The organism is Pantoea sp. X-Soil-ISGK-421 (assembly GCF_059730785.1).
The window spans coordinates 1,842,495-1,854,355 of record NZ_AP035979.1 but is presented as its reverse complement, the minus strand read 5'-3'; the positions used below and the strand labels follow the sequence as shown (position 1 = coordinate 1,854,355).

The window sequence follows — 11,861 nt, the reverse complement described above, 5'->3', positions numbered from 1 at the left end:
CGCCATGATTGATCTAAAACTCCCCCTTACCGACATTCACCGCCACCTTGATGGCAATATCCGCGCACAAACCATTCTTGATTTAGGTCGTCAGCACAATCTTGCGCTCCCCGCTGATTCGCTGGATGCCTTGCGTCCGCATGTGCAGGTCACCGCCAATGAACCGGATCTGGTGAGCTTCCTGCAGAAACTCGATTGGGGCGTGAAGGTGCTGGGCGACCTTGATGCCTGTCGTCGTATCGCGCTGGAAAACGTAGAAGATGCGGCGCGCGCCGGTATTCACTATGCCGAGCTGCGCTTCTCACCGGGCTATATGGCGATGACGCATCAACTGCCGATTGCAGGCGTAGTTGAAGCGGTGATCGATGGCGTGCGTGCCGGCATTCAGCAATACGGCGTCGATGTGCGCTTGACCGGTATCATGAGCCGAACCTTTGGCGATGAAGCCTGCCTGCGTGAACTGGAAGGTTTGCTGGCGCATCGCGATGGCATCACCGCTGTTGATTTGGCCGGCGACGAGTTAGGTTTCCCCGGCAGCGAATTCCTCAGCCACTTTAATCGTGCGCGTGATGCTGGTTTCCGCATTACCGTCCATGCCGGTGAAGCGGCAGGCCCGGAAAGTATCTGGCAAGCGATTCGCGAGCTGGGCGCTGAGCGTATTGGTCACGGCGTTAAGGCGATTGAAGATCGCGCGCTGATGGATTTCCTCGCCGAGCAACGCATTGGTATTGAGTCTTGCCTGACGTCGAATATTCAAACCAGTACTGTTTCGTCGCTGAGTAGCCATCCGCTGAAAACCTTCTTGCAGCATGGCATTCTCGCCACCATTAACACGGACGATCCAGCCGTACAGGGCGTAGAGCTAGCACACGAATATGAAGTCGCGGCACCGCAAGCAGGATTGACGGCGGAAGAGATGCGTCAGGCACAGGATAATGGCGTGACCATCGCGTTCCTGAGTGATGCAGAGAAAGCCGCGCTGCGCGCACGCGTGGCGGGATAAAAAAAGTGCGCATCAATGCGCACCTTTTAATGTAGGGTCGCCATTCATGGCGACCGATACTGAATTATCGCAGTGACATGGTCTGGCGCTTCTCGGCGGACTGCAAGCCCAGCTCGATCAACTCCATCACCTGAATGGCCTCTTCTGCCTGTACCGGATTGGCACCTGTACCGGCAATCGCATCACGAATCCCTGCGTAGTACGCCGGATAGTTACCCGGCAGCGTCAGTAACTCTTTTTCCACCATCACATCGCCTTCCGCCAGCGTCAGCGTACCGTTGCGCATGTCGTAGCCCCAATCTTCCTGCGGCGGACGTTCACCCGCTTTCAGACGATCTTCCTGCGGATCGAGGCCGTATTTCACGTAGCTGCCGCGCGTGCCATGCACCACAAAGCGCGCGGATTCCGCCGCCACCAGCATGCTGGCGTGCAACACCACACGGCGTGTTGGATAGGTCAACACGGCATGGAAGTAATCGGTGGTTTGCGCGCCCGGGCGCAGTTCCGCCATATCCACGTTGATGGCAACTGGCGTGCCAAACAGCTGCAGCGCCTGGTCCAACACGTGCGGTCCAAGATCAAACCAAATGCCGCTGCCCGCACCTTTCATTTCACGCCAGCGTTGACGTACTTCTGGGCGGAAACGGTCAAAGTGGGATTCGAAATAACGCACTTCCCCCAGCGTGCCGTCGTTCAGCAAAGACTTCAGCGTGAGGAAATCGCTGTCCCAGCGACGATTATGGAACACCGACAGCAGCAGACCTTTGGCTTTTGCCAGCGCATCCAACTCACGCGCTTGTGACAACGTCACGGTAAAGGGCTTATCCACCACCACGTGTTTACCGGCGTTAAGGGCCGCTTTAGCTAACGGGAAATGGGTGTCATTCGGGGTCGGAATAACAATCAGTTGCAGTGTCGGGTCATCCAGCAGCGCTTGTGGATCGGACACCACTTGCACTGACGGCCAGTCAGCATGCACTTTGCTGGCATCGCTGCTTGAGATCGCTGCCAGCTCAACATCCGGCGTACCGGCGATCAAGGGTGCATGAAAGGTTTTGCTGGCAAAACCGTAGCCGATTAGGCCGACACGTAGTTTATCGCTCATTCTCATTCCTCTTGTTCGTTTCCTGACTGATTTAAGACGAATCAGACTATAAGAACAAGGCGGAATCACCTGAAAACTCAGGAAATAGCACTCCGTGCGGATTGCCAGCTCTCATGAGCCACTAATGCATCCTGCGCATCCTGGCTGCGGCGGCGGAAGTCGCTGGGACTGACACCCACGCGTTTACGGAACACACGCGAGAAGTAGAGTTGGTCATCGTAACCCACTTCACGCCCCACGGAAGCAATCGGCTCCTGGGTGGTTTGCAGCAGCAGTTTGGCACGAATCACGCGCTGATCTTCACGCCAGCGCAGCAGGTTAATGCCCATTTGCTCACGAAACAGATGCGCCAGGCGTGACGGCGACAGGCAAACATGGCGCGCTACGTCTTCAATCTTCACTTCACCTGCCAGATGGTTGGTGACGTACTGACAGGCTTCAATAACGCGCGGATCGCGTATTTGCTGATGGCTGCGCGGATCCTCTTCTACCGCACGCAGCAGTAAACGCTCCAGCAGGTTCATCGCCAACTCTTCGGCGAAGCGGCGTCCGGAGTTGTGCGTTTGTTCAATGCTGGCGAACAGGCGATCAAACTCGGCACGCTGCGCTTCCGACAGACGCAAGCGCCCCACGCCCTGGCTTTCATCCTGCCACTGCAACCAATCGGTCCAGTAGGCACGCGGACGGAAATAGACCCAGCGATGGAACCAGCACGGGCTGTCTGGCGCGCGACCATAATAGTGCGGGGTTTTTGGTTGAAACAGCAGCAAATCGCCCGGTTCGCAGTCGAAGGCGGATTCACCATCAAACACCCGCCCCTGACCTTTAATGGTCAAATTGAGAATGTAGCCTTTCATGCCGTGCGGACGATCAATAAAGAAATCGAGCGCGTCATTGGCATTAATCGGCGTCAATCCGGCCACCAGCCAGGCATTGAACGCATAGCCCGGCAATAAGGGATTCTGCTGCTCACTTGGGGGTTCACGGTGGTACATACTGCCCTCACTTATCGCGTGAAATGCACTGAGCATGCCCGCCATCGGGCACGCTCAGCCTTGGTTATCAGGCGGCTTTACTTTTCTGTTTGTAGCGGTCAAAAATCACCGCCGCTAACAGTATCAAACCGCGCACCACATACTGTGAGAACGGCGAGATATTCAATAAATTCATCGCATTCTCAACGGTGCCGAGGATCAAAACGCCTGCCACCACATAAGAGATTTTGCCAATGCCGCCTTTCAGCGAGACACCGCCCAGTACGCAAGCCGAAATCACGATCAGCTCGTAACCGAGAGAGGTCATTGGCTGGCCGCTGGTCATGCGCGAAGCCAGAATGATACCCGCCGCCGCCGACACTAAACCGGACAGGATGAAGATAATGATGCGTGTGCGCACCACCGGCACACCCGCCAGACGCGCGGCTTCTTCGTTGCCGCCAATCGCCAGCGTGTTGCGGCCAAAGGTGGTTTTATTCAACAGAAAACCAAACAGCACCATGGTAGCGAGGGTGAGCCAGATGGGTGCCGGCACGCCGAGCCAGTTGGCGTAACCGAGGGTAAAGAAGCGCTCATCTTCAATTCCCACCGCTTTGCCGTCGGAGAAGATGTACGCCAGGCCGCGCACAATCTGCATGGTTGCCAGCGTGGTGATCAAGGCGTTGATTTTCAGCCGGGCAATGACGAAGCCGTTAATAAAGCCGGTTGCCATGCCGAGCACTAAACCTGCTGCCACGCCAATCCATAAACTTTCGGTCATGTTGATCACCACTGCGGTGACCACGCCAGCGCAGGCGATCACGGAAGCCACGGAGAGATCAAAGTCACCGGAGGCCAGGCAGAACAGCATGCCGCACGCCACCATGCCGGACATCGACATCGCCAGGCCCAGCCCTTTCATATTGATAATGGAACCAAAATTTGGCACGAAAATGGCACAGACGATAAACAGCAGTGCGAACACCACCAGCATGCCGAAGTTGTCCCAAATCCGCCCAAGTTGCAGCCCGTTGCGCTGCACAGGTGGCGTGTTGGAAGTGGTAGATGAAGCCATTATTGCTCTCCTTTACGTCAGGCCACGGCGGCCGCTTGCGTTGTTTTCGGCATCGCCAGGCTCAGCGTCAGCTGCTCTGTGGCCGTGTCATGGGGTAATTCTCCGGCGATTTCGCCTTCACGCATCACCAGGATGCGATCGGCCAATCCCATTACTTCGGGCAGATCGCTGGAGGCAAACAGCACCGCAATCCCTTTCTTCGCCAGTTGGTAAATCAGGTTGTAGATTTCGTGTTTAGCACCAACGTCAATGCCGCGCGTAGGCTCATCCAGCATGATCACGTTCATCTCTTCCGACAGCCAGCGGCCCAAAATCGCCTTCTGCTGGTTGCCGCCGGAGAGGTTCATGATCAACTGCTGCGGCCCCGGCGTTTTGATGTTGAGGGAACGAATATGGATATCGGCGTTTTTCGCCTCCCAGCTCGGTTTGATCAGGCAACCGGCGTTGAGATTGTGGCGACGCGCGCTGATGTTGATGTTATCGCGCACCGAATGCACCGGAATGATGCCCTCAGATTTGCGATCTTCCGGGCACAGCATGATGCCGGCGCGAATCGCATCAATCGGTTGGCGAATGTTGAGCTTTTTGCCATCCAGCGTCACGGTACCCCCGCGCAGTTTGGTGGCACCAAACAGCCCTTTCATCAGTTCGCTGCGCCCTGCGCCCACCAGACCAAACAGGCCGACGATTTCACCGGCGCGCACCGTGAGCGAAATGGGCATACGCACGCCCTTTGCCTCTACCGCGTCCAGCTGCAGACGCACCGGGCCCAATTCACGCGGCGCGTAACCATAAATATCCCCCAGATTACGTCCCACCATCGCTTGCACCAGATCGTCGTGATGGGTGTTTTTCATGTCGGTGAAGGTGCGCACGTAGCGACCATCTTTAAACACGGTGATGGCATCACTGAGTGCAAAGATCTCCTCCATGCGATGCGAGACGTACAGCACGGTGCGGCCCTGCTCACGCAACTGGCGAATCACGCGAAACAGATGATCGATCTCGCGCGCCGACAGTGAACTGGTTGGCTCATCAAAGGCGATGATGCGCGCATTGCGCGCCAGCGCTTTGGCAATCTCCACCATCTGCCACTGGCCAAGCGACAGATATTTCAGCGGCATATCCGGATCGATATCCATCCCCAGATTTTTCAGCTGTAAACCGGCTTCATAACGCAGCAGTTTGCGATTAACCAGTCCACGTTTGTGCGGCAACTGACCGAGATAGATGTTCTCCGCCACGCTCATTTCGGGTATCAGATGTAATTCCTGATAAATGATGGCGACGCCCGCATCCAGCGCCTCCACCGTGTTGCTAAATCTCTTTGGCTGGCCCTTGATACGAATCTCGCCACCAGTCGGCTGGTAGCTGCCGCTGAGGATCTTCAACAGCGTCGATTTACCGGCACCGTTTTCCCCCATCAGCGCGTGTACTTCACCGGCACGGCAGCTGAACGAAATGTCCTGCAGCGCTTTCACGCCGGGAAAGGTTTTACTAATGCCATGAAACGACAGAAAGGCAGGATCAGTGTTCATGGGAACTCCTTGACGACTTAATGCGTGTAGATCCTGCACACTTCGTAGCGGCGCAATTTATTGCGCATGGCTACCGCCAAAAATCGCGCGATAAATCGCGCCGCTACAGAGGGTGCGTGATATCGATTCGGAATTACTTCAGCCCTTTCTTATCCAGCTCGGCTTTGAAGTTATCGCGGGTAATCAGCACCACATCGGTGACTTCGGTGAACTTCGGCGGCTCCTGATCTTTGGTCACCCAGTTGTAAAGCATTTCACTGCTCTTATAACCGTGTACATCTGGGCTCGGCAGCAGCGAACCATAGAAACCGGTGGCTGAACCTTTCGACAACTCACTCACCGCATCAACACCGTTGATACCGATACCAATCACGTCCGGCGCTTTAAAGCCCTGACCTTCGGTGGCGCGAACGCCGCCCAGCACGGTGTTATCGTTCATGCCGAGAATCAGCCAATGTTTCACTTCCGGATGCTGCACCAGCAGCGAGTTACCGGCATCAAATGCGCCGGGGATATCGTTGGATTTGGTCGGGACCTGATAGATCTGTTTCTCCGGGAAACCGGCGGCTTTCAGGGCGTCCATGGAACCGCCGGTGCGACGACGCGCGGTGTCGAGCTCATTGGCGGTGATCGCCATGACGCCGGTCTCTTTTACATCCCAACCGCGTTTCTGCATCTCTTTATAAAGCTCTTGTCCCTGACGCTCGCCGATTTTGGTCGCCGCCATCATGACTAACGGCACAGTATCCATCGGCTTGCCTTTGGCGGTGACAAACTGGTCGTCAACGGCAATCACTTTCAGGCCATAACCGCGAGCCTTAGCAACAATTGCGGAACCCAGCTTTGGATCCGGCGTACAGATGACGAAGCCTTTCGCACCGCTGGCAGCCAGGCTGTCAATGGCATTTAGCGTCTTCTCACCGTCGGGCACGGCAATTTTAATCACTTCGAAACCCAGATCTTTGCCGGCTTTATCCGCAAATTTCCATTCGGTCTGGAACCAGGGTTCCTCCGGCTGTTTGACGAGGAAACCGAGTTTCATGGTCTCGGCGATAGCGGATTGTGACATAACCGCGGCGAGACCTACTGCCGCCAGCGCTTTAGTGAATTTATGCATGATGCTCTCCGGCACAATGATGTTTAAGGCTGTTATTAGCGAATCGGTGTAAACGCTACCAATCAAATATTTTTGTGGGGTACAGCTAAAAATTCAGCGCGTTAGCACACATGTTGTACAAAGGCTGTGCAAACGCTGGGCTAGTTGTAGCGGGAATGGAAAGGAAAAATGTAGAGCGGTATCACATCTCAAAACGATGACAAAATCCTCCATATATTCAGCAAATTTAACCGGTCGTTAACTTTTGCGATGGATCACACATCTCCGCCGATGGCAGAAAAGTGCATATTCTCAGCGACTGATGACTAACCGCTTCTGCCGCCCCATTCTAGGATAGAGCCAGATAACTCACACAGGAGAATCCCAATGGGTGCTGGCACCATAACAATTGGGCTGGATTTCGGCAGTGACTCGGTGCGGGCGCTGGCCGTGGACTGCCACAGTGGTAAAGAACTGGAAAAAGCGGTGGTCAATTATGCGCGTTGGGCCAAAGGTGAATTTTGCGACGCGCACGCCAACCGCTTTCGTCACCATCCGCAGGACTATATTGATGCGCTGGAACAGGCGATTGTCGAGGTAGTCAACGCATTAACACCCGAACAGCGCGCAGCTGTGGTCGGCATTGGCGTCGATTCCACGGGCTCGACGCCTGCGCCCATCGACCGTGATGGCAACGTGCTGGCGCTGCGTCCGGAATTCGCCACCAACCCGAACGCGATGTTCGTGCTGTGGAAAGATCACACCGCGATTGAAGAAGCCGAAGAGATCAATCAGCTGTGTCGCAGCGGTCGTTTCAACGATTACACCCGCTATATTGGTGGCGTGTATTCGTCGGAGTGGTTCTGGGCCAAGATACTGCACGTGTCACGCGCAGACGCTGCGGTACGTGACGCGGCAGTGTCTTGGGTGGAACTGTGCGATTGGGTGCCGGCATTGCTCAGCGGCACCACCGCACCCGCACACCTGCGTCGTGGACGCTGTGCCGCCGGGCACAAATCACTGTGGCATCCGGAGTGGCAAGGTTTACCGCCCGCTGACTTTTTCAACGCGCTTGATCCGCTGCTGATCAAACAGCTCGATTCTCCGCTCTTCACCCAAACCTGGACCGCCGACGTGCCGGTTGGCACGCTCAGCCGCGCATGGGCGCAGCGCCTTGGTTTATCGGAAAAAGTGATTCTGTCGGGCGGTGCCTTTGACTGCCACATGGGCGCCGTCGGCGCGGGTGCGCAACCTTATACGCTGGTGAAAGTGATTGGCACGTCAACCTGCGACATTTTGATTGCCGACAGCGACACCGTCGGCGACCGCGCCATTAAAGGTATTTGTGGTCAGGTTGACGGCAGCGTAATGCCAGGTGCGATTGGCTGCGAAGCCGGTCAATCCGCGTTTGGCGACATTTATGCCTGGTTCAGCCGCCTACTCGGCTGGCCGCTGCAGCAGGCCGCGCAGCAGCATCCGGAACTGCAGCCGCAGTTAGCCGCGCTGCAAAAAGATCTGATCCGCACTCTCACCGAAGCCTGGGCTGCTAACCCGCAACTCGATCATCTGCCAGTGGTTCTGGACTGGTTCAACGGACGCCGCACGCCGGATGCCAATCAGCGCTTAAAAGGCGTGATTACCGATCTCAACCTCGGCACCGATGCGCCCGCGCTGTTTGGTGGCCTGATCGCGGCAACGGCGTTTGGCGCACGCGCCATTATGGAGTGTTTTGAACAGCAGCAGATTCCCGTGCAGAGCATCCTGACGCTCGGCGGCATCGCGCGCAAATCTCCCGCCATCATGCAGGCGTGCTGCGATGTGATGAACCGTCCGCTGGATATCGTTGCCTCTGACGAATGCTGTGCGCTGGGCGCCGCCATTTTTGCCGCCGTGGCTGCGGGCGTGTATGCCGACGTGCCAGCTGCCCAGCAGGTCATGGCCAGTCCGATTGATGTGACGCTGCAACCCAACGCCGAACGCGTGGACGCTTATCAGCAACTTTATCAACGTTATCAACAATGGTGCCAGGCCGCTGAACCGCAGTATGCCGCTCGCACCGCATCCGCTCAGTAAAGGAGAGATTTTATGGAACAGCACAACGCACAACAGGTGTGGTTTGTCATTGGTACACAGCACCTTTACGGCGCGGAAACCTTGCGTCAGGTGGAGCAGCACGCTCGCCAGGTGATGGACGGATTAAATCAGGCCGGCACATTACCGGTGTCGCTGGTGCTCAAGCCGCTGGTGAAATCACCGGACGAAGCGCTGGCACTGTGCCGCGATGCCAACCACGACAACCAGTGCGTCGGCATCATTACCTGGCTGCACACCTTTTCTCCGGCCAAGATGTGGATTGGTGGCCTGAGTATCCTGAATAAGCCGCTGCTGCAATTCCATACCCAGTTCAACGCGGAGATTCCGTGGGACAGCATGGATATGGACTTTATGAACCTCAATCAAACCGCGCACGGCGGCCGCGAGTTCGGCTTTATCGGCGCGCGCATGGGGCTGCAACACAGTGTTGTCACCGGTCACTGGCAGGATAAAGCCAGCCAGCAACGCATTGGACGCTGGATCAATGCCGCATTAGCGAAACAGGCTAGCCAGCAGCTGAAAGTGGCGCGCTTCGGTGACAATATGCGTGAAGTCGCAGTTACCGAAGGCGATAAAGTTGCGGCACAGATTCAGTTCGGTTATTCGGTGAATGGCTGGGGCGTTGGCGATTTGGTCGAGGTGGTGAACAGCGTCAGCGACGGCGACGTCAACGCGCTGATCGATGAATATGAGAGCCAATATCGCTTTACCGAGGCCGCCGCCGTCAACGGCGACAAGCGTCAAAACGTACTGGATGCCGCACGTATTGAGCTCGGCCTGAAACGCTTCCTCGAGGCTGAGGGCTGCAAAGCCTTCACCACCAACTTCCAGACGTTGCATGGCATGACGCAATTGCCGGGTTTGGCGGTGCAGCGCTTAATGGGCCAGGGCTACGGCTTTGCCGGAGAAGGTGACTGGAAAACTGCCGCGCTGCTGCACATTCTCAAGATACAAGCGGGCGCACGTGCCGGCGGTACGTCATTTATGGAGGACTACACCTATCACTTCTCACCGGGCAACGATTTAGTGCTGGGTTCGCACATGCTGGAAGTGTGCCCGTCCATCGCCAAAGAGGAAAAACCGCTGATTGATGTGCAGTTCCTCGGCATTGGCGACAAAGCCGATCCGGCGCGCATGATCTTCTCCACACCTGCGGGACGTGCGGTGAATGCCAGCGTGATCGATCTCGGCGATCGTTTCCGTTTGCTGGTGAATGTGGTGGATGCCATCGAGCAGCCAAAACCGCTGCCAAAACTGCCGGTAGCGCGTGCGCTGTGGCGTGCGCAACCGTCACTGGCCACCGCATCTGAAGCATGGATTCTGGCCGGCGGCGCGCACCATACGGTGTTTAGCCAGGCGCTGGATTTAGATGATATGTATCTGTACGGCGAGCTGAACGGCATTGAAGTGCTGGTGATCGATGAGGAAACACGCTTACCGGCGTTTAAAGATGCCCTGCGCTGGAATGAGGCTTATTACCGCTTAGCGCGTTAAAGTTGAAAGGATTAATCAAGGCCGCGATGATTCGCGGCCTTTTTATTGGCTGAGGAATTCGCACTTATCAGTCTGAAAAGGTGGGCGTTACGTAAAGACGGCGTGAATACATCCCTGTAGCCTCGGCCGCCGCATCCTTGCGGCGGACGCTTTACTCCACTGCCCACATCTTCCTCCTTAATGGAAGTAGGTAGCCGCTTTATTAATTAGCGATGACATTATCCACATGGTCAGGAAAGGCCAGCCCGAAGAGCAAAGCGTCCGAGCCAGGATGGCGAGGCCGAACTGCATGGATGCAGGGTTTCTTTGCGATCGGGCTGGTTTTTCCTGGCCTAAGCACCCAATCCCACCGCCACAAAGCAAACCAGGTGGCCATGAATGGCCACCCTACGAAAGTGAGCAAGGCGAACAGCAGATTGCCGATGGCGGCACTAAGCCCATCCCGACATTGCGCAATAAATTGCGCCGCTACAGCCGGGCAGAAAGCTTAGGTTTACTGCCCGAAACAGCGATGAAAGTGTCCATTAGGCCGGGAAAGGCCAGCCCGAAGAGCAAAGCGTCCGAGCCAAGGACAAAAACGCCGGGAGCGTTTTTGCACAATGCAAAGCATTGCCCGCTAGCGGGTGAGCCTCATGGATGAGGCGAATACTTGCGAGGCCGATCTGCATGGATGCAGGGTTTCTTTGCGATCGGGCTGGCCTTTCCTGGCCTAAGCAGCCGTTCCCACAGCCACAAAGCAAACCAGGTGGCCATGAATGGCCACCCTACGAAAGTGAGCAAGGCGAACAGCAGATTACCGATGGCGGCACTAAGCCCATCCCGACATTGCGCAATAAATTGCGCCGCTACAGCCGGGCAGAAAGCTTAGGTTTACTGCCAGAAACAGCGATGAAAGTGTCCATTAAGCCGGGAAAGGCCAGCCCGAAGAGCAAAGCGTTCGAGCCAGGGACAAAAACGCCGGGAGCGTTTTTGCACAATGCAAAGCATTGCCCGCTAGCGGGTGAGCCTCATGGATGAGGCGAATACTTGCGAGGCCGAACTGCATGGATGCAGGGTTTCTTTGCGATCGGGCTGGTTTTTCCTGGCCTAAGCACCCAATCCCACCGCCACAAAGCAAACCAGGTGGCCATGAATGGCCCCCCTACGAAAGTGAGCAAGGCGAACAGCAGATTGCCGATGGCGGCACTAAGCCCATCCCGACATTGCGCAATGAATTGCGCCGCTACAACCGGGCAAAAAGCTTAGGTTTACTGCCAGAAACAGCGATGAAAGTGTCCGTAAGGCCGGGAAAGGCCAGCCCGAAGAGCAAAGCTTCCGAGCCAGGGACAAAAACGCCGGGAGCGTTTTTGCACAATGCAAAGCATTGCCCGCTAGCGGGTGAGCCTCATGGATGAGGCGAATACTTGCGAGGCCGATCTGCATGGATGCAGGGTTTCTTTGCGATCGGGCTGGTTTTTCCTGGCCTAAGCAGCCGTTCCCACA

8 protein-coding genes are annotated in these 11,861 nt (G+C 56.2%); 3 read left to right on the top strand and 5 right to left on the bottom strand.

The window, feature by feature from the left end; translation table 11 throughout:
• The first annotated feature begins 4 nt into the window (after positions 1-4).
• Positions 5-1,003 (top strand): adenosine deaminase, encoded by a 999-nt coding sequence (add, locus tag AC6I8K_RS08670; RefSeq protein ID WP_064741089.1) that lies wholly within the window; start codon positions 5-7, stop codon positions 1,001-1,003.
• Between the two features lie 64 nt (positions 1,004-1,067).
• On the opposite strand, the gene AC6I8K_RS08665 is transcribed toward add, so the two are convergent.
• The 5 genes from AC6I8K_RS08665 to AC6I8K_RS08645 all read right to left on the bottom strand — a co-directional run bounded on the left by AC6I8K_RS08665 (position 1,068) and on the right by AC6I8K_RS08645 (position 6,812).
• Complete coding sequence (locus AC6I8K_RS08665; protein ID WP_008110233.1) at positions 1,068-2,108, bottom strand: oxidoreductase; 1,041 nt, start codon at positions 2,106-2,108, stop codon at positions 1,068-1,070.
• Positions 2,109-2,185: 77 nt separating this feature from the next.
• The gene (gene araC, locus AC6I8K_RS08660; protein ID WP_064741222.1) at positions 2,186-3,103 is read right to left on the bottom strand and encodes an arabinose operon transcriptional regulator AraC; all 918 of its coding nucleotides are present in this window, start codon (positions 3,101-3,103) and stop codon (positions 2,186-2,188) included.
• Between the two features lie 67 nt (positions 3,104-3,170).
• Positions 3,171-4,157 (bottom strand): L-arabinose ABC transporter permease AraH, encoded by a 987-nt coding sequence (gene araH, locus AC6I8K_RS08655; RefSeq protein WP_064741088.1) that lies wholly within the window; start codon positions 4,155-4,157, stop codon positions 3,171-3,173.
• Between the two features lie 17 nt (positions 4,158-4,174).
• A complete protein-coding gene (gene araG / locus AC6I8K_RS08650; protein WP_483817289.1) occupies positions 4,175-5,695 on the bottom strand; it encodes an L-arabinose ABC transporter ATP-binding protein AraG in 1,521 nt (506 codons plus the stop codon).
• A 133-nt stretch (positions 5,696-5,828) separates the two neighbouring features.
• Entirely contained in the window at positions 5,829-6,812 is a 984-nt protein-coding gene (locus AC6I8K_RS08645) for an arabinose ABC transporter substrate-binding protein (RefSeq protein WP_064741086.1), read from the bottom strand.
• Between the two features lie 366 nt (positions 6,813-7,178).
• Between AC6I8K_RS08645 and AC6I8K_RS08640 the strand changes: the two genes are divergently transcribed.
• Both AC6I8K_RS08640 and araA read left to right on the top strand, forming a co-directional pair.
• Positions 7,179-8,864 (top strand): ribulokinase, encoded by a 1,686-nt coding sequence (locus AC6I8K_RS08640; RefSeq protein ID WP_497826526.1) that lies wholly within the window; start codon positions 7,179-7,181, stop codon positions 8,862-8,864.
• Between the two features lie 12 nt (positions 8,865-8,876).
• Positions 8,877-10,379: an L-arabinose isomerase gene (gene araA / locus AC6I8K_RS08635; protein ID WP_483817287.1), complete on the top strand. Its 1,503-nt coding sequence runs from the start codon at positions 8,877-8,879 to the stop codon at positions 10,377-10,379.
• Positions 10,380-11,861 lie beyond the last annotated feature (1,482 nt).

Excerpts from the sequence above, each read along its gene's own strand:
- araG (WP_483817289.1), bottom strand. The coding sequence starts at position 5,695 with ATGAACACTGATCCTGCCTTTCTGTCGTTTCATGGCATTAGTAAAACC.
- AC6I8K_RS08645 (WP_064741086.1), bottom strand. The coding sequence starts at position 6,812 with ATGCATAAATTCACTAAAGCGCTGGCGGCAGTAGGTCTCGCCGCGGTT.
- AC6I8K_RS08640 (WP_497826526.1), top strand. The coding sequence starts at position 7,179 with ATGGGTGCTGGCACCATAACAATTGGGCTGGATTTCGGCAGTGACTCG.
- add (WP_064741089.1), top strand. The coding sequence starts at position 5 with ATGATTGATCTAAAACTCCCCCTTACCGACATTCACCGCCACCTTGAT.
- AC6I8K_RS08665 (WP_008110233.1), bottom strand. The coding sequence starts at position 2,108 with ATGAGCGATAAACTACGTGTCGGCCTAATCGGCTACGGTTTTGCCAGC.
- araC (WP_064741222.1), bottom strand. The coding sequence starts at position 3,103 with ATGTACCACCGTGAACCCCCAAGTGAGCAGCAGAATCCCTTATTGCCG.
- araH (WP_064741088.1), bottom strand. The coding sequence starts at position 4,157 with ATGGCTTCATCTACCACTTCCAACACGCCACCTGTGCAGCGCAACGGG.
- araA (WP_483817287.1), top strand. The coding sequence starts at position 8,877 with ATGGAACAGCACAACGCACAACAGGTGTGGTTTGTCATTGGTACACAG.